Annotated in this window: 16 protein-coding genes; 8 read left to right on the plus strand and 8 right to left on the minus strand. The window is 73.1% G+C overall.

Translation table 11 applies throughout. The features are described 5' to 3' along the window. Positions 1-140: 140 nt before the first annotated feature. Together OG370_RS40125 and OG370_RS40130 are read right to left on the minus strand one after the other, a co-directional pair. On the minus strand, positions 141-935 hold the full coding sequence (locus tag OG370_RS40125; RefSeq protein WP_328473268.1) for a DUF6215 domain-containing protein: 795 nt from the start codon (positions 933-935) through the stop codon (positions 141-143). Positions 936-977: 42 nt separating this feature from the next. Further along, positions 978-1,958, minus strand: coding sequence for a helix-turn-helix domain-containing protein (locus OG370_RS40130; protein WP_328473270.1), 981 nt, complete (start codon positions 1,956-1,958; stop codon positions 978-980). Positions 1,959-2,506: 548 nt separating this feature from the next. Between OG370_RS40130 and OG370_RS40135 the strand changes: the two genes are divergently transcribed. From OG370_RS40135 to OG370_RS40165, 7 genes are all read left to right on the plus strand, one after another. Further along, positions 2,507-3,388 carry a GNAT family N-acetyltransferase gene (locus tag OG370_RS40135; RefSeq protein ID WP_328473272.1) on the plus strand — a complete coding sequence of 294 codons (882 nt, stop codon included), beginning with the start codon at positions 2,507-2,509 and terminating at the stop codon, positions 3,386-3,388. 199 nt (positions 3,389-3,587) lie between these two features. Further along, positions 3,588-4,010 (plus strand): hypothetical protein, encoded by a 423-nt coding sequence (locus OG370_RS40140; RefSeq protein WP_328473274.1) that lies wholly within the window; start codon positions 3,588-3,590, stop codon positions 4,008-4,010. A gap of 26 nt (positions 4,011-4,036) precedes the next feature. Next, positions 4,037-4,354: a winged helix-turn-helix domain-containing protein gene (locus OG370_RS40145; RefSeq protein WP_328473276.1), complete on the plus strand. Its 318-nt coding sequence runs from the start codon at positions 4,037-4,039 to the stop codon at positions 4,352-4,354. Positions 4,355-4,467: 113 nt separating this feature from the next. Then, positions 4,468-5,043, plus strand: coding sequence for a hypothetical protein (locus OG370_RS40150; RefSeq protein WP_328473278.1), 576 nt, complete (start codon positions 4,468-4,470; stop codon positions 5,041-5,043). Positions 5,044-5,154: 111 nt separating this feature from the next. After that, the gene (locus OG370_RS40155) at positions 5,155-5,859 is read left to right on the plus strand and encodes a DUF4232 domain-containing protein (RefSeq protein ID WP_328473280.1); all 705 of its coding nucleotides are present in this window, start codon (positions 5,155-5,157) and stop codon (positions 5,857-5,859) included. A gap of 114 nt (positions 5,860-5,973) precedes the next feature. Continuing rightward, positions 5,974-6,813 carry a GH25 family lysozyme gene (locus OG370_RS40160; RefSeq protein WP_328473282.1) on the plus strand — a complete coding sequence of 280 codons (840 nt, stop codon included), beginning with the start codon at positions 5,974-5,976 and terminating at the stop codon, positions 6,811-6,813. Positions 6,814-6,943: 130 nt separating this feature from the next. After that, entirely contained in the window at positions 6,944-7,978 is a 1,035-nt protein-coding gene (locus OG370_RS40165; protein ID WP_328473284.1) for a PHP domain-containing protein, read from the plus strand. 365 nt (positions 7,979-8,343) lie between these two features. On the opposite strand, the gene OG370_RS40170 is transcribed toward OG370_RS40165, so the two are convergent. The 6 genes from OG370_RS40170 to sthA all read right to left on the minus strand — a co-directional run bounded on the left by OG370_RS40170 (position 8,344) and on the right by sthA (position 15,896). After that, positions 8,344-9,093 (minus strand): 3-keto-5-aminohexanoate cleavage protein, encoded by a 750-nt coding sequence (locus tag OG370_RS40170; protein WP_328473286.1) that lies wholly within the window; start codon positions 9,091-9,093, stop codon positions 8,344-8,346. Positions 9,094-9,158: 65 nt separating this feature from the next. After that, entirely contained in the window at positions 9,159-11,252 is a 2,094-nt protein-coding gene (locus tag OG370_RS40175; protein WP_328473288.1) for a cellulose binding domain-containing protein, read from the minus strand. Positions 11,253-11,444: 192 nt separating this feature from the next. After that, entirely contained in the window at positions 11,445-12,305 is an 861-nt protein-coding gene (locus tag OG370_RS40180; protein ID WP_328473290.1) for a hypothetical protein, read from the minus strand. Positions 12,306-12,512: 207 nt separating this feature from the next. Beyond that, positions 12,513-13,604 carry a hypothetical protein gene (locus tag OG370_RS40185; protein ID WP_328473292.1) on the minus strand — a complete coding sequence of 364 codons (1,092 nt, stop codon included), beginning with the start codon at positions 13,602-13,604 and terminating at the stop codon, positions 12,513-12,515. A 146-nt stretch (positions 13,605-13,750) separates the two neighbouring features. Next, a complete protein-coding gene (locus tag OG370_RS40190) occupies positions 13,751-14,395 on the minus strand; it encodes an SAM-dependent methyltransferase (RefSeq protein ID WP_328473294.1) in 645 nt (214 codons plus the stop codon). 97 nt (positions 14,396-14,492) lie between these two features. Then, positions 14,493-15,896 (minus strand): Si-specific NAD(P)(+) transhydrogenase, encoded by a 1,404-nt coding sequence (gene sthA, locus OG370_RS40195; protein WP_328473296.1) that lies wholly within the window; start codon positions 15,894-15,896, stop codon positions 14,493-14,495. A gap of 231 nt (positions 15,897-16,127) precedes the next feature. Between sthA and OG370_RS40200 the strand changes: the two genes are divergently transcribed. After that, positions 16,128-17,333, plus strand: a complete 1,206-nt coding sequence (locus tag OG370_RS40200; RefSeq protein ID WP_328473298.1) for a YihY/virulence factor BrkB family protein — start codon at positions 16,128-16,130, stop codon at positions 17,331-17,333. The last annotated feature ends 81 nt before the right edge of the window (positions 17,334-17,414 follow it).

Here is a 17,414-nt window from a genome sequence, read left to right on the forward strand (position 1 = left end):
GTGGGGGTGCGGAGGTGCAACGGGATGAGAGGTGCGTCACAACGGAGCGGACTCGGGCGCAGCAGACGAAGAGCGCCTGGAGGCAGCCCTCCAGACGCTGAGTCGGCAACGACCGGGTGCGGAGCACGCGCCCGCGGCTTTCAGCCCTCGGCGGTCCACCCCGGGATGGTGGGCAGCACCTTCTGCGCGACGCTCAGCAGCGCCGCGTCGTCCGCCGCCCCGCCGTCCGTGCGCCACAGGGTGAACTCGAACGAGCCGCCGCTGTCCTTCGCGTCCAGGGCCACGGCGAGGGAACGCGCCGGGACGCCGGGGCGGCTGTCGGAGTCGCTCCCGTCGAGCCGGAAGCTGATGCTGAGGGTGCGGTCCGCGTACAGGACCGCGGTGCGGCCCAGCACCGTCTGCCGCCGCGCGTCGTCGCCGTCCCCGAGCAGGGACGCGTACTCGGTCACCGGCATACGGTCGTAACTGGCCGCCAGGTTCACGGTGTAGGTGCCGAACTCCACGCGGGCCGAGGGAGTGGCGGTCTCGTGGCCGCCGGGAGACGTGAAGGCGCCGTCGCTGCCGCTCGCGGTCTTCGCCGTCTCGCCCGGAGCGCCCAGGAGGTCGGCGAGGTCGGGACGGTTCAGCGCCTCGCACAGTTGCAGCCCGGAGGCTTGTCGGGGCGCCTTCGCCGCCTTCTTCGCGCCACCGTTCGCGCTGCCCTTCGCGCCGTCCTTGGCGCCGTCCTTGGCGCCCTCCTCCGCGGCCCCCGTCGACGCCGTCGCGGACCGCCCGCCCGGGCAGGTGGCCGGCGCCGAGGCGCTCTCGCCGTGCGACGACGACGTCTTCTGAACGGTCCACAGACCCACCGCGAGCACCCCCACCAGTACCACGGCCGTCACGGCCTGCCCCCACGCGCCCGCGCCCTTCGCGGGCGCGTCCTTCTCGTCCGTCATATCCCCCACCTGCGACGATCTCCCCATACGTGCTCGGGGACCCTAACTCGTGATCATCGGGGCGCACAAGGCGCGGTACTCGCTGGGCGACATGCCCGTGGCGGAACGGAAGGCGCGGGTGAAGTCGGAGGGCCTCGGGTATCCCCAGCGTGCCCCGATCGCGCCGATGGGGACCGCGCGTTGGGCGGGGTCGGCCAGATCCCGGCGGCAGCGGGCGAGGCGCTGCTGACGGATGACGTCGCCGACGGTGCTGCCGTGCAACTGGAAGATGCGGTGCAGATAGCGCGTGGAGATGAAGTGCGCCGATGCGAGGGTGCCCGGCGTCAGCCCCGGATCGTGCAGGTGGGCGGTGATGAAGTCGCTGATCCGCTCGAACAGTTCGCGCTGCCGCGACTCGGCCGGAAGCAGGGCCGGCCGGTCCGCGTGGTGGGCCAGCAGAGCCGCCGTGAGATCGAGCGCGGTGCTGCCGAGCCGCGCGCTGTCCGGATACGTGAGATCGGCGTGCGCGTCGGTGAGCCCGGTCAGCATCTGGCACAGCAGCCGCCCGACGCCCGTTCGCCCCGGAAGCGCCTGTCCGCACAGCGGCGCGACGGCCCGCTCCGGCAGCGGCAGAAGGCGCCGGGGGAACTGCAGCAGCAACGCCCTGGCCCCCGCCGGGTCCGGACCCGCGGTGGCGCTGAACGGCCGTGAACTGTCGTACAGCAGCAGGTCGTCGGGGCCGAGCGCGGCGTACGCCCGGGCCTGTTCGATGCTCTGCTGTCCGGTGAGGGTCAGCGCGAGCTGGTACTGCTCGGGGTCGCACTGCCGGATGAGCCGCGGTGTGCGCCGGGAGTTGAGCGGCGAGTACGACATCACCGACAGTTGCACCGGCCCGAGGGCCATGGTCCGGATTCGGGCTCTGATCCGGTCGGGCGAGAGGAAGTCGATACGGGTGGCCATGAGGGCCTGTTCCGTGGTCTCCACCCAGGCCGCCGCCCGGTCGGAGGGTGGGAGGTGGGCGGTGTCCAGCACGGTGGTGAGCATGACGTTCCCTGGGTGGTGCCGGCTGATCGGGCCGATGTGACGGAGGGTCGCCCGTCCACCGGCCACGTATCCGATCATCGCCGGTGGGTGGCGGCCCCGAACAGTGCGGAGTGCGCCAAGTCGCGTGCGCCGCAGGCTCAAGACACGACCGGGCCGGACGGGACGCTGGATCACGGACGCCGGGCCGGACGGCGGGACCGCCTTCGCGGCGGCCCACCCACCCCCGTCCACGGGGGGAGCACCCGACGAACCGTCCACGGGGGAGCACCCGAAGAACGTACGCAAGCACCTCGCCGCCCCTGGAAGTGACCGGTACGCGCCCGAGGCGGACCACCTCGGGAGCGCACCGCCGGGGGCAGCGGACCGTTAATCATTTGCCGGGGGCCGGGGGAGCGGTTAGGTTCGCCCGGCTGTCCATGTCGTTCCGGGGGGTCTTCCGGGCCGGCACCGTCGTGACCAGGAGGTGTGGAGCTCATGCGCAGGAGTGACCAGCAGGTGAGTCCGCGTACCGACCTTTCCCACCTCCTCACACTCACGACGGAGACACCTTGTCGTTTCACATCACCGCACTGACCGACCCCGCGCAGGGGTCGCACAGCCGACGTCTCGCCTGGCTGGCGTCCGACGCCGACTCCATCCCCGTCGGCACGGCCTTCCTGCGGCTGTCCACCGATCCCGGGCAGAAGCACCTGGCCGAACTGACCCTCGGCGTCCACCCCGTGGAGCGGCGCGCGGGCGTCGGTTCGGGGCTCCTGGAGACCGCCGTGGCCGCCGCCCGGGACGACACCAGACGCTGCGTCATCGCGCAGGCCGAGGCCGGGTCACCCGGCGATCGCTTCCTGCCGGCCCGCGGCTTCCGCAAAGTCCTGACCCTGCGCTTCGCCCGCCTGCCGCTGGCCGACGTGGACGACGCCGCCCTCGCCGCGGTCGTCGCGCACCCGCACCCCGGCTACCGGCTGGCGTCGTGGCACGGCACCGTCCCCGACCACCTCGCCCCGACCTTCGCCGCCTCACGCCGGGCCATGGACGACATGCCCATGGACGACACCGACTACGGCACCATGACCTGGGACGTGGACCGGGTGCGGGCCGTGGCGAAGGCCGTCGCGGATCGCGGCGACCACCTGCACACCGTCGTCGCCCTCGACACCCGCGACGACTCGATCGCCGGCTTCACCGAACTCGTCGTCCCCGGCGGCGGATCGGGTGACGGGCAGCACTACGGCACCGCGGTGCTGCCCGAGCACCGCGGGCACGGCCTCGGCCGCTGGATGAAGGCCGAGTCGATCCGCCAGGCCCGCGCGGAACACCCCGACCTCGGCGGCCTCCTGACCGACACCGCCGACAGCAACACCCCCATGCGACGCGTCAACGACAGCCTCGGCTACACGCCCACCCACACGACGCTCCAGTACCAACTCGACCTGTAGTCGGCCCCACCAGCAACAACCGGCCGGCCCGGACGAGCCCCCTCGTCCGGCCCGGCCGTCCGCCGTCGTGACGGACCTCAACTCCTCTGCTCCTAAGACCCGTTGGTCGTTGACCCCGAACACTTGCCGATTTGTCAAGTGCTCGCTAGATTGGAAAGTAGTTGCAGGATCGGACAGTGGACCGGGGGAAGTGGTCGGGGTGGCGGACGAACCGATGGACGTACCAGCGGCGATGGCGCGGATCGAGGATGCGCGGCGCCAGGTGGAGGACGGCAGACGCTGGCGGGCCATGGGCTTCGCGCTGGTCGCAGTGGTGACGTTGGCCTACTTCGCGCTGATGGGCGGGGTCGACGATGCGTCGTCCGGCCTGCCGGGGGTGGTGCTGACGATGGCGCCGACTATGGTGGTCCTGTCGATGGCGGAGGTCTGGAACCGGCACCGCTCGCCGGACAGTCGGCGGTCGGTGCGGCGGGAGCACCGACTGGCGGTCGTGTTCGGCATGCTCGTCTTCGTGGCAGGTGCGCTCGCCACGCTGTTGCCGCACCCTTGGCCGGCCGCGCTGGTCGGCATCGTGCCCGCCGTGCCCTGCGTGGCCGGTGCGTGGTTGGCCGTCCAGGCGTGAGCGAGGTCGGACGACACCCGCGGCACATGCTCGACGAACTGATCCACTCGCCGGTGCGGCTGTCCATCATGGCCACGCTGGCAGCCGCGGAAGAGGCCGACTTCCGCTTTCTGCGCGAGTCGTTGGAGATCAGCGACTCGCTGCTGTCCAAGCACGCTGCGCAGTTGGAGGCGTCGGGATACATCCGGGTCACCAAGGGCTTCGTGGACAAGCGCGCGAGTACCTGGTACTCCCTGACCGAGGACGGCAGGACCGCCTTCGCGCGCTACCGGCGCACCCTCGCCGACATCCTCGGCGGCCCGGCAGCGGACGACGCGAAGCCGGACACCCGGCCACACTCCTGAACCGAGGCCACGCCGCTGCCGGAGTGGATGTCACCGGCGCTCCCGTCGAACAGCCCCGCCGGGCAAGGAAATCGGCTTGGCCCGGCGGCTCGGGCCGGAGAATGATCGGCCCCATGGGCGCCGATATCCACGGGTACGTCGAGTGCAGGCCGACCTACGGCACGCTCGACGAGGACGACGCGAGTTGGTACCCGGCGATCGACCTGAACATGCTGTACGGAGGGCGGGACTACGACGCGTTCGGCTGCCTGTTCGGCGTGCGGAACTACGCCGGGTTCCGGCCGTTGGCCGCCGGGCGCGGACTGCCCCACGACGTGTCGGACCACGTCCGGCAGGAGTTCGAGTCGTTCCCCGACCTCCACCACAGCCCGACATGGATCGGCTGGCCGGAGCTGGCGTCGGTCGACTGGGACGAAGCCGCGGAGCGGGTGGACGGTCGGGTCCACGAGTACGTCCGTGCGCCCGGGGGCGGTTGGGAGCTCGCCGGCAAGTCGTTCCAGGACACGACGGGTCGGCCCGAGGGCGCACAGTGGGCCTCGGGCGGCCGCTGCTTCCGCGTCGCCCGGATGACCCGCCGTGAGGCCGTCCCGGCGGACGGCGAATGGGCCCCGGTGTGGACGGTCATGCGCACCCTCGTGGCCGTCCACGGCGGCGGGAACGTGCGGCTGGCCGTCTGGTTCGACAACTGACGTCGCACGGGCGGGGGGCGGGGTTCGAACGGGGCGTACAGGATGTGCGGATACGGCAACAATTCGGGGCGGCGGTGATTCGAAGGGGCGCGGGGCGAGAACCGGGTAGGTATGCGTACCACGTCATCGCAGAGCCGAAGGAAGGCCGCCGGACGGCACCCCCTGGCGCGTACGGCCCCGTTCGCCGCGGCGGCCGTCGCGGTGCTGGCGCTCGGCGCGGCCGGGTGCGGCAACAGCGGCAAGGTGTCGGACACGTCCGCGCGGTCGACGTCGCCGACGGCGAGCCCGGCGGGCGGTTCCGGCGCCGCGGCCCCGAGCGGCAGCGCGGCGCCCGGATCGACGGCGGGGACGGTCGTACCGCGGTCCGCCGTACCGGGGGCGTCCGCGCCGCAGTCCACGGCCGCGCAGCCCGAGGCGGCCGGCAGCCGATGCACCGTCACCGACCTGACCATGCGGCTCGGCCGCGGCGACCCGGGTGCGGGCCAGGTGTACTATCCCCTGCGATTCACGAACACCTCTTCACGCACCTGCGTCCTCGACGGCTTCCCGGGGGTGTCGCTGATCCGCGGCGACGGCAGCACGATAGGGAAGCCCGCCGGCCGGCAGGGGCCGCGGGGCGCCGCGGTCGGCCTCAAGCCGGGCGCGAGTGTCGAGGCGGACCTGCACACGCTCAACCAGGGGGTCGACGGTGACAGTTGCTGGCGCAGACCGACCCTGCTCAAGGCGTACCCGCCCGGGTCGAAGGACGCCATGACCCTGGCCACGGGTGATCCCGTGGTCTGCGGCGGCACGTTCGACGTGGGGAGCGTCCACTGAGCCGGAGCACCGAACCGCTCGCACCCACCCGTACCCGCACCGACCCGTACCCGTGTCCGTACCCGAACCCACGGACGAACCACCGCACAGCACCACGTGAGTGAAAGGCCGCCCATGACCGTCAAGGGCATCGACGTTGCGTCCTACCAGTCCAGCACCTACAGCACCTCCGGCCTCGGCTTCGTCATGGTCAAGGCCACCGAGGGCACCAGTTACGTCAACCCCAAGCACGCCGCGCAGGTCGCCCACGCCCGGGCCGCGGGCGTGGCCGTCGGCCACTACCACTTCGCCCGGCCCGGCAGCATGGCCACGCAGGTCACCTACTTCCTCCAGCACGCCGGGGTGAACGCCGGCGACATCCTCGCCATGGACTGGGAGGACACGGGCGTGTCGGGAGCGGACAAGGACGCCTTCATCAAGGCGCTGCAGAAGGCGTCGGCCGCCCACCGGGTGCTGCTCTACTGCAACCTCGACTTCTGGCTGCACCGCGACACCACCTCCTTCTGCGGGGACGGCCTGTGGATCGCCGACCCCGGCGCGGCCGCCGGCCACCCGCGGGTGGAGCACGCCTGGACCATCCACCAGTACAGCTCGACCGACGGCATGGACCTCAACGTCGCCCACTTCGCCGACACCGCCGCGCTCACCACCTGGGCCGCGAAGAGCACGTCGGGCGGCGCCCCGAGCTACGAGGCGTTCCCGGGCGCGGCCTGGTTCACCGTCGGCCGCAAGTCCCCGATCGTGGCCGCGATGCACGCCCGCCTGGTCGCGGTCGGCTGCGACCACTACAAGAGCACCGCGAACAAGGACGTCATCGGCTCCGGCGACATCGCCTCCTACGAGGCATGGCAGCGCAAGTACAGCACCGACCACCACAAGGGCTGGACCGGCGCCGCCCTCAAGTGGCCTCCCGGCAAAGAGAGTTGGGACGCCCTGCACGTACCGAAGGCGTGACCCGCACCTCGTCGCGTTCCGCCCGGCCGATGCGGGCCCGCGCCCGGCAGAGGTACGGGCGCCGCGGCCGAGCGGGTGACGCCCACCCGCTCGGCCGTTAGCCGCGGCGCCGGACGGGAACAGCGCCACCATGGAGCCCATCGAGGCACTCGACCGGATCGCCTTCCTGCTGGAACGCGCCCTCGCACCCGCCTACCGGGTCCGGGCGTTCCGCAACGCCGCCGACGTCATCGCCGCACTCCCGCCCGCCGAGGTCCACCAGCGCGCCCGTACCGGCCGGCTCACCGACCTCAAGGGCATCGGCAAGACCACCGCCACGGTCATCACCGAGGCATGCGCCGGCCGCACCCCCGCCTACCTCGCCGACCTCGAACGCGACCAGGCCGCGCCCCCCGCCGACGGCGCCGGCCGGTCACTGCGCGCCGCGCTGCGCGGCGACTGCCACGTGCACTCCGACTGGTCCGACGGCGGCAGCCCGATCGAGGCGATGGCCCGCACCGCCCGCGACCTCGGCCACTCCTGGATGGTGCTCACCGACCACAGCCCCCGCCTCAAGGTCGCCCGCGGCCTCACCGCCGAACGGCTGCTCCGGCAACTCGACGTCGTCGCCGAGATCAACGAACGCCTCGCGCCCTTCCGGCTGCTGACCGGCATCGAGTGCGACATCCTCTCCGACGGCGGCCTCGACCAGCGCGACGACCTCCTCGACCGCCTCGACCTGGTCGTCGCCTCCGCCCACTCCGAACTCCGCATGCCCGCACCCCTCTTCACCCGCCGCCTGATCGCCGCCGTGACCAACCCCCTCGTCGACGTCCTCGGCCACTGCACCAACCGGCTGATCGGCGAGGCCAAACAACGCCCCGAGTCCACCTTCGACGCCGAAGCCGTCTTCGCCGCCTGCGCCCAGTACGGCACCGCCGTCGAGATCAACAGCAGCCCCCACCGCCTCGACCCGCCCCCCCACCTCCTCACCCTCGCCCGCGACCTCGGCACCCTCTTCTCCATCGACAGCGACGCCCACGCCCCCGGCCAACTCGACTGGCAGATCAACGGCTGCGCCCGCGCCGAATCCGCCGCCATCCCCCCACCCCGCATCCTCACCACCTGGACCGCCCCCCAACTCCTCACCTGGACCACCACCCGCACGCCCCCCAGGACCACCTGACCCCAGGCCACCCTCCGCACAAACCACCCCCCAAGCCGCCCACCCCCCCAGACCACCCCACCCCCAACCCGCCCACCGCCCAGACCACCCCACCCCCAAGCCGCTCCCCGAACACCCCCCACCCCGGCCACCGACCCCCACCCGGCCACCCCCCACCCAGGCCACTCCTACCCCGGCCACCCCCCACCCGAAGCCGCGGGAGGACGGAAGCCGGGGCGCAGGGGGCGGGGTTCGAGACGTTCGTATATTTGTGGCGCGAGGAAGAAGAATCAGGCAACGAAGCACCCCGCAGGCGCCGTAAATATGCAGTCTCGAACCCCGCCACCGGAGCCCCGGCGAACCTCACCACCCACCGTCGGCGAACCTCACCGCCCAGCCCCCGCCCCCGCCACCTCCTCAAGCGCAGCCCGCACCAGTGCCCCATTACCCCCCGCCACCCTCCCATCCGGCAACACCAACGTGTCCTCCACCCCGATCCGCACATCAAGCCCCCTCCCCGCCGCCACCCTCAACACCGGCCACGCCCCACCCTCCTCCCCGTGCAGCAGCAGCACCCCCCTCCCCACCCGATCCAGCCCATCCAACCCCGCCAACTCCCGCAGCAACGCCTCCGCCACCCCCACCGCCCGCTCCGGATCACGCTCGACCACCTCCCCCAGAACCCGCACCACCCGCCCCACCCCCGGCCACCCCCGCAACCTGACCGCCGCATCCGTCCCGGAGTACACCCCCGCCTCCACCCCGATCCCCACCGACAGCAACGCGTCAGCGACGACCTCCGCCCCCTCCTCGTGCCAGTTCACCGACGCGTGATCCGGCAGCACCGACCAGGACCGCACCAGCGCGGCCCGCCGCTCGGGGTCCGGCTCGGTCCACTCCCCGGTGGTGACGCCGATCGGAACGCCGGGTGCCGACGCCCGCACCGCCGCGACCGCGGCGTCCACACTCACCGCCGCCATCGTGTCCGCCCCCTTCTCGTCCTTGGGATGGACATGGATCGAGCGGGCGCCGAGGGAGACGGCCTCCGCGGCCGCGTCGCCGAGCTGCTGGGGCGTCACCGGCAGCCACTCGCACTCGGATCGGTCTCTGGCGCCGTTCAGGCATACCTGGAGCATGGCGTGATCATCCCAGACGCTCGGCCGCGCGGGCCGGATGCCGCACGGCACCACATGACGGTGGCTCAGGTGGTCGTGCAGACCGTGCCGTTCAAGGTGAAGACGGTCGGCGGCGGATACGCGCCGCTGTTCGCCCCGGTGAACCCGAAGTCCGCCGAGTTGCCGCCGTTCGCGGCGAGCGTGCCGTTCCAGTCGACCGGTGTGGCCACCACCGTACGCCCGGACTGGCTCAGCTCGGCGTTCCAGAACCCGGTGACCGACTCGTCCGCGCCACTCGGGAAGGTGAACGCCAGCGTCCAACCGGTGATCGGTACGGGTCCGGTGTTCGTGACGTTGACGTCCGCGTTGAAGCCGTTGCCCCAGCCGCCGGTGAGCCGGTACGACACCCGGCAGGTCGAGTCCGCCGGGGTCCCGGTGCGCACCGTCACCGGGTCCGAGGGCCGCGAGAGCCGCCCGGCGGCGTCCCGGGCGAGCACGTTCCAGGTGGAGGTGGTGCCGGGCGTCAGGTTGGCCACGGTGGCGGAGGTGCCGGTGGAGGTGGCCAGGAGCTCGCTGGTGGTGCCGTCGGAGCGGTAGACCTCGTACCGGTCGGCGGTCCCGCCCGCCGAGGGGGTCCAGGAGACGGTGGCCGTGGTGGAGCCGGCCGCCGTCACCTTCGGGGCGCCCGGCGCGGACAGCGCCGACGCGCTGCCGGCGGCGGCGCGCAGCGTCAGCGTGGTGACCGAATACGGCGGCAGCGTCGCGGAGTTCGGGTCGCCGGTGGTCGAGGTGTCGATGGAGTCGGCCTCGTCGCGGTAGAGCGCGACGCTCGCGGATGCCGGGTCCGGGGTGAACCCGGCGTAGTGGAGGGCGACGTGCTGGGAGTTCGACGGGTCCTTGTTGATGAGCAGTACGCTCAGCGAGCCGTCCGCGCGGTGCACGGCGTGCGCGGACACCAGCGGGCTCGTGGTGCCCGCGCCCACCAACTGGTCGCCGGGTCGCCCGAGTTCGCTGAGCATCTTGATCGCGTAGTAGGTCGGGAACGGCGTGTTGAGCGCGGGCTCGCACACGTCCCCGACGCAGGTGCCGCTGGACAGGATGCCGTAGTCGTCGAAGTCCGTCGCGCCGTCGGGCGCGGTGCTGATCGCCTGCGGGCCGTTGTGGGTGTCCCACCAGTCCACCGTGAACACCCCGCTCTCCAGGGCGGTCAGATAGGTGTCGGCGCCGAACAGGGCGTCCGGCTGGGTGTCCTCGTCGACGTCGGAGTTCACCTCGGTCAGCGCGATCGGCAGTGCGCCCGCCCCGGCCTGGGCCAACTGGTCCTTCAGCTGGGCCAGTTCACCGGTGAGCTGGGTCGGTTCGCCGAGCATCGTGGCGGCGTCGGAACCGCCCGGGTACCAGTGCACGATCACGAAGTCGGCGTGGCCGGCGATGAGCGGGATCACCGTGTGGTTCCAGTCCGCGCTCTCCCCGGCGGCCATCACGCCGTCCGGCCAGTTGCCCGGCAGCGTCAGCACCGCGCCGACCTTCACCGACGGGTCCACCGCCTTCATCGCCGACGCGTACTGGGCCACGCTGTTCGCGTACGCCGTCGGCGAGGTGTCGGCGTGGTCGTCGGTCTCCCAGCCGGAGCCGTAGTGCCCGTTGCCGTAGACCTCGTTGCCGACCTCCCAGTACTTGTCGCCGTACCCCTTGGTGACGTTGGCGTACTTCACCCAGTCCGCCGCCTCCTGCGGGGTGCCCGAGCCGTAGTTCGCGATCAGCATCGGCTGCGCGCCGATCTTCTTCACGGTGCCCATGAACGCGTCGAAGTCCGTGCCCGGCGCCACGTATCCGCCCGGCGCGGAGTTGTCCTGCCAGTGGTACATGTCGCCGTAGGAGCCGCCGGGATAGCGCAGCATCCCGACGTTCGCGGCCTGGAGCAGATCCTGCACCTGGGGGACGTTCATCTGGTCGTCCCACACCGCGCTGTTGAGCCCGTACGCGGTGCCGGGGATGGTGCCGGACCCTTCGTCGGCGTTCACGGTCACGTCGACGGGGGAGGAGGCCGCGGAGTCGGTGGCGGCGGCCGTGGCACCGCCGGCCAGGAGCGCGGCGCCGAGCACGGCGGCCGAGGCCACCGCGGCGAGCCGGCGCCGCCAGGGCGCGGTGGACAGGTGTCTGCGGACGAGGACGGGCACGGGGTTCTCACCTTCGGGAGGCGGGACGTGGGGGGCGTGCGGGTCTGCCGGTACAGTGTGTGGGAGCGCTCCCATATTTGGCCCGGTGCGCCGCCCGTGTCAATGCTCCCGACGTGCGCGCGGCTCAACTCCGTTGTGCGGAAGGGCGATTGGCGGAGGGCCGCGCGGGTGGTGGGGCGGCGCGGCTTCGCCTCAGGGGCAGTGGCTGCCGCTGTAGCAGGGCGGTACGCCGTTGCCGGTCGGCGGCCGGTACGGAGGGGTGGTGGGGACGGTCTCGGTGATGTAGGCGGAAGTGATCGAGAAGGCGACGACGTAGTGGTGGCTGACGTACGCGGACCGGGCAACCGTGTCGGTGGAGAGCGGATGCCAGGCCCGGTAGACGGTGCCTTCGCTCGCCAGTCGCCTCGGCGGTCCGTCCAGCGCCTGGTTGTCGCCGGTGCTGGCGAAGGGCGAGTACGGGCGTCCGGCGACGCCCACCTGGAGGCGCGGCTGGGCGCGTTGGGCGGCGGTGTCGAGCGTGCCGTTCGACCGGCGGTCGTACCGCACGAACAGGGCGATCTGCTTCGGCGCGGAGGCCGACGGGCTGGGCGTCGCGGTCCCCGACGGCGGGTCGCCGCCGCCGACCTGTCCCATCCAGGTGGCCATCGCCGTCAGCGTGCCGGGCGGCCCGCCGGACGGGGTGCCGGCCCAGCCCTGGGTGTCGATCGCGGTGTCCAACTGGTGCAGGCGGGCGTGGAGTTCGCCGTCGAACGCGGCGTACAGCACGGTGGACCGGGTGCAGGAGATCGGCGACCAGCGGTCCCCGCCGAACGAACCCTGGTTGATCGACGTGCACGAGTCCGCCACCGACGTGCCGAGCGGGACCGCCCAGGGTACGGCCGAACGCAGCTTCTTCAACAGTGCGTTGTCGCTCCGCGCCGCGCTCGCGCCCGCCGTCCGCGTGGCGTCGGCCCGGGCGAAGGCGGCGACGTCGGGTGGCGGCCGGTGGAAACGGTGGTCGAAATCCCACCACATGTAGCCGAGCAGCGCGCACACCAGTCCCAACGCGACCACGAAGGTGGCCGCACATCCGCGGCCCGGAGCACGTGCGCCCGGGACCGCCCCCGCCGGATGACCCATACGTGCATGGTCGTCCACCCAGAGGGCGGCAGCGCAACGTTTCGGTCTCCATCCCGTCCCGCTCCCCGGGCGGTCCGCGGCACTCGCGGCCGACCTTCCGCTGACCTTCCGCCGAAGTCCCGTTGCCGCCCCGCCCCGGCGCTACACCACCGGACCGTACGGGGTGACCCGCGCGTGGTCGTAGATCGCGCGGAGTTCGGGTCGGCGGACCGCGGGCAGCCGGGCCAGCGTGCGGAGGAACACCCTCCGGTCCGGCTCGAAGAGGCGGTGCGGATGGAGCGGCGGCGGGTCGTCGCGGAGGACCCCGGCCGGCAGCCCGCCGGTGGCCGGGACGGCCAGCCGCTCGCGGGGGAAGGCCAGTTGGGCCCACACGTCGGCTTCCAGCGGCACGGCGGCCACCGATTCCGGCGGTTGCCAGGTCCTGCCCGTGTGCGGGTGGCGCGGCACCAGCGCGAGGGAGTCGCCGCGCTCGGGTGGTGGCAGTTCCGGTCCTGCCACCACCACCCGCCGGGGCGCGGCCGGGCCCGGTGGCCGGGGCGGCGCCGCGGCGAGCAACCGGTCGAGGGTCGGGCCGAACAGGTCCGTGACCAGGCCGCGGGGGAGCACCAGCGGCGCGCCGGCCGATGCCGCGAGCAGGTGGGCGAGTGCCGCGCCGGCCGCCGCCTCCCAGTGCGGGCTCCACGCGCCGAGCTGGTCGACCGGCGGGGTGTCGCGCCCCTCGTCGCGCCGCCTGTCCGTCACCACGCTCCAGTCCGCGGGTAGTTGAGCCGGGCCGCCGGCGGGCAGGCGGTGCACCGCGCGCGGGGAGAGCCACACGGTCTGCCAGCACGCGCAGTCGTCGACGCGGGTGGCCACGAAGCTCCCGCAGCGGGCGCAGGCCAGGTTGAGACCGTCCCGACCGTCGATCCCCAGGCAGTAGCCGTCCAACCGTCCGGGGATGAACACGGTGCCCCGGGTGTCGCCCGGCGCCAGCACGATTTCCCCGGGCGGGCCGTAGGACAGGGCGTGCACCGGTGCGTAGACGCCGCGGGCCTCGGCCGCCTCCGCGCCGATCTCCTCCCACCGCCGCCAGGGCAGTCCGGAGGGCTCCGGGTCCACCGCGTACGTTCCCGGCTCCATCAGCGCCGGGAGCATGTCGTGGCCGTAGGTCTGATGGGCCCGGACGGGAAGGGCGACCTCTGCCACGGGCACGGTCAGTACGGCGCCGCAGCGCCCGCACGCGAACACGTCCATGTCGTCCCCCCGGCCGTGGTGCCCGGCACGGCGCCTTCCGTCCCCCGGCCAGGTGGATTATCCGGAGCGGGCGGCGGGCCGCCAACTCCTTTTGCGCGCCGGGCGGTTCGTCCTCGTCGCGAGCTGCCCCGCACCCGGTTGCCGGGTCACCCGCCGGACAGGACGTCGTAGCCGACGAAGGTGAACATCCGCTCGCCCGTGGGGAGTTCGCGGGGTTCGCCGGTGAAGTGGTGCACGCCGACGCCCTGCCGGACACCCGGGGCGGAGGTCCAGGTCCGTTCGAAGCCGCGCTGCTCCAGCCACTCGCAGACGCGGGGGAAGAGGTCGGGCTCCTTGCGGTTGCGGGTCCAGATGACGGAGCCGCCGGGGGCGCAGAGGCCGTCGAGGAAGCCGGTGGCGCGCTCGGCGTCGGCGGCGGTGATGTTGCCGAACACGCCGACGAAAAGGACGAGTTGGGCGGGCACGGCGCCGGCGTAGGAGTCGGTGAGGGAGGCGTCGCCGGTGACCACCTCGACGTCGTGCAGGCCGAGTGCGGCGGTGGCCTCCCGTGCGGCGGCGGTGTTGCGCGGGTCGAGTTCGACCAGCCGGGCCGAGACGTCGGCGCGGCGCGGGTGGTCCGCGAGGGCGCCGAGGAGGTCCAGGCCCTGCCCGGCGCACACGCTCACCACCCGGAACGGGCCCGGCGGAGCGGCGTCCAGGGCGGCCCTGATCCGCTCGGTGACGGTGCGCAGCCGCGCGGTCAGGGCGGAGTCGGGGGAGGCGTAGGCGTCGTGCCAGGCGTGCCAGTCCATGCCCGCACTCTATGAAGCGGCCTGGCGCGGCCGCACCCGGTTTTCGCGGGTACGGCCGCCTCACAAACGGCCGGCGGGCGGTGGGGCGGTCGGCGGCTCAGTCGCCCAGCCGGTCGATCTGCCGGATCTTGTTGGTGACGTCGAGCGCCGCGACCTTGTAACTCTCAGCAAGTGTCGGGTAGTTGAAGACCGCGTCCACCAGGTAGTCGACGGTGCCGCCGCAGCCCATCACCGCGCTGCCGATGTGGATGAGTTCGGTGGCGCCGGTGCCGAAGCAGTGCACGCCCAGGAGCTTGCGGTCGGTGGGGGAGACCAGCAGCTTCAGCATGCCGTGCGCGTCGCCGATGATCTGGCCCCGGGCCAGCTCGCGGTAGCGGGACACCCCGACCTCGAACGGGACCGCCGCGTCGGTGAGTTGGTCCTCGGTACGGCCGATGAAGCTGATCTCGGGAATGGTGTAGATGCCGATCGGCTGGAGGTCGGGCATGCCGTGCACCGGCTCGTCGAAGGCGTGGTACGCGGCGGTGCGGCCCTGTTCCATCGAGGTCGCGGCGAGCGCCGGGAAGCCGATCACGTCGCCGACGGCGTAGATGTGCGGCACCGCGGTGCGGTAGTGCTCGTCCACCGAGATCCGGCCGCGCTTGTCCGCGCTCAACCCGGCCCGCTCCAGGCCGAGTCCGTCGGTCAGGCCCTGCCGGCCCGCGGAGTACATCACCGCGTCCGCGGCGATCTTCTTGCCGCTGGCGAGCACCGTGAGCGTGCCGTGCTCGTGCCGCTCCACGGCCGCGACGGTCTCGCCGAAACGGAAGGTCACCGCGAGGTCCCGCAGGTGGTACTTGAGCGCCTCGACCACCTCGGCGTCGCAGAAGTCCAGCATGCCGTCGCGCTGTTCGACCACCGTGACCTTGCTGCCGAGGGCGGCGAACATCGAGGCGTACTCCATGCCGATCACCCCGGCGCCCACGATCACCATCGAGCGCGGCACCCGCTCCATGCTCAGCACGCTGTCGGAGTCCAGCACGGTGCGGTCGTCGAACTCCACGCTCGCCGGGCGGGCCGGGCGGGTGCCGGTGGCGACCACCACGAAGTCCGCGGTCACCGCCCGCTCGCGGCCGGCGGCGTCGGTGACGGCGACGGTGTGCTCGTCGAGGAAGCGGCCGGTGCCGGGCAGCAGCGGCACCTGGTTGCGGCTGAGCTGGCTGCGGATCACGTCGACCTCGCGGCCGACCACGTGCTCGGTCCTGGAGGTCAGGTCGCCGATGGTGATGTCGTCCTTGAGCCGGTAGCTCTGCCCGTACATGTCCCGCTGGTTGAGGCCGGTGAGGTAGAGCACCGCCTCGCGGAGCGTCTTGGACGGGATGGTGCCGGTGTGCAGGGACACCCCGCCCAGCGTCTGCGGGCGGTCCACGATCGCCGCCCGTCTGCCGAGTTTGGCCGCGGCGATCGCCGCCTTCTGCCCGCCGGGACCGGAACCTATGACCAGTATGTCGTAGTCGCGCACCCGCAGAGTCTGTCATCGCCGCCACGGCACCGGAAGGCGTGGGAGACGGCGGTTCGGTGACGTTCCGACGCGCGCGGCCCGCGGGTGCGGTCCACCGGCGACGCGCATGGGCGCCCCTCACCGGCAAGGTCCGCCCGCGGGGCCCGCCGCCGCCCGCCGCCGCCCGCCATGAAAGCGCCGCCGCCGGGCACACGACCGGCACACGGAGCGTGGCGTGGCGGAAGGAGCACTGTGGCGAGAAGCAGGGGCACGGCCGGGCGGGCCGAGCCGACCGAGCGGGCGGCCGAGCCGGAGACCGGGCGACCCGGGCGGGTCACGCGCGCCAAGCCGTCCAAGCGGCCCAAGCCGTCCAAGCGGTCCGCGCCGTCCTCGACGGCCGCACCCCGCACCGGCCTGCGCCGCACCCGCGCCGTGTGGAGGTTCGGCCGCACCCTGGTCCGGGCGCTGGCCGCCTCATGGGACAAGGACGTCACCGAGCGCGCCGCGGCCCTGACCTACTACGCGGTGCTCGCGCTCTTCCCCGCGCTGCTGATGACGGTGTCGCTGCTGGGCATGGCCGGCGGGCCCTCGGAGAGCAGCCTGGCCGCGGGCGTCACCACGCTGCTGCCCGCCGAGTCGCGGCCCGTGGTGGCGTCGGCGCTCCAGGACATGGCGCAGGACCACCGCGCGACCCTGTCGCTGGCGATAGGAGGCGGCCTGGGCGCCATGTGGTCGGCGTCCAGCTACGCGGCGGTCTTCCGGCGTGCCCTGCACACCATGTACGGCTCCGACGAGCGGCGGCCGGCCTGGCGCACCGGCCCGCGGGTCGTGCTGACCTCCCTGACGCTGCTGGTGCTGCTGGTGGCGAGCGCGGTCTGCCTGGTGGTCACCGGCGCGATCGCGCACCGTACCGGCTCGGTGCTGCACATGAGCGGGCCCGCGCAGGCGGCGTGGCGCGGCATGCGCTGGCCGCTGCTGCTGGCGGTGGCCGCCGCGCTGGTCCTGGTGCTCTTCCGCACCGGCCCGCGCGGCACCCGGTCGCTGCGCGCGATGGCGCCCGGCGGCGCGCTCGCGGTGGGACTGTGGCTGTCCGGCTCGGCCGGATTCGCCGTCTACACCGCGCACATGGGGACGTACAACCGCCTCTACGGGCCGCTGGCCGGCACGGTGATCTTCCTGGTCTGGCTGTGGTTCTCCAACCTGGCGCTGATGATCGGCGCCCACTTCAACGTCGAGCACGCGCGGGCCAGGGCGGCCCGGGCCGCCGCCGCGAAGACGGCCGCGGGCGGCGGCACGGACGGTACGGATGGCACGGGCACCGCGGACAGCACGGACGGCGGGGCCGCGGCGGGCACCGGTCCAGGCTCGCGCGACGGGAGCGGCGCGGTCGCCCTTCCCGGGACCAACGCCCGCCCGCACCCGCCCGGCGGCACCGCCGTCGCGGCCACCGACCGGTGAGCGTCCCCGGCGACGGGCCCGAGCCGACCGCCCCCACGGCAGCGCGGCGCCCCGCCCCCACGGCAGTGCGGCGCTCGCCGA

The organism is Streptomyces sp. NBC_00448, from assembly GCF_036014115.1.
Taxonomy (GTDB): Bacteria; Actinomycetota; Actinomycetes; order Streptomycetales; family Streptomycetaceae; genus Actinacidiphila.

Excerpts from the sequence above, each read along its gene's own strand:
- OG370_RS40125 (WP_328473268.1), bottom strand. The coding sequence starts at position 935 with ATGACGGACGAGAAGGACGCGCCCGCGAAGGGCGCGGGCGCGTGGGGG.
- OG370_RS40130 (WP_328473270.1), bottom strand. The coding sequence starts at position 1,958 with ATGCTCACCACCGTGCTGGACACCGCCCACCTCCCACCCTCCGACCGG.
- OG370_RS40145 (WP_328473276.1), top strand. The coding sequence starts at position 4,037 with ATGCTCGACGAACTGATCCACTCGCCGGTGCGGCTGTCCATCATGGCC.
- OG370_RS40150 (WP_328473278.1), top strand. The coding sequence starts at position 4,468 with ATGGGCGCCGATATCCACGGGTACGTCGAGTGCAGGCCGACCTACGGC.
- OG370_RS40155 (WP_328473280.1), top strand. The coding sequence starts at position 5,155 with ATGCGTACCACGTCATCGCAGAGCCGAAGGAAGGCCGCCGGACGGCAC.
- OG370_RS40160 (WP_328473282.1), top strand. The coding sequence starts at position 5,974 with ATGACCGTCAAGGGCATCGACGTTGCGTCCTACCAGTCCAGCACCTAC.
- OG370_RS40165 (WP_328473284.1), top strand. The coding sequence starts at position 6,944 with ATGGAGCCCATCGAGGCACTCGACCGGATCGCCTTCCTGCTGGAACGC.
- OG370_RS40170 (WP_328473286.1), bottom strand. The coding sequence starts at position 9,093 with ATGCTCCAGGTATGCCTGAACGGCGCCAGAGACCGATCCGAGTGCGAG.
- OG370_RS40185 (WP_328473292.1), bottom strand. The coding sequence starts at position 13,604 with ATGGACGTGTTCGCGTGCGGGCGCTGCGGCGCCGTACTGACCGTGCCC.
- OG370_RS40190 (WP_328473294.1), bottom strand. The coding sequence starts at position 14,395 with ATGGACTGGCACGCCTGGCACGACGCCTACGCCTCCCCCGACTCCGCC.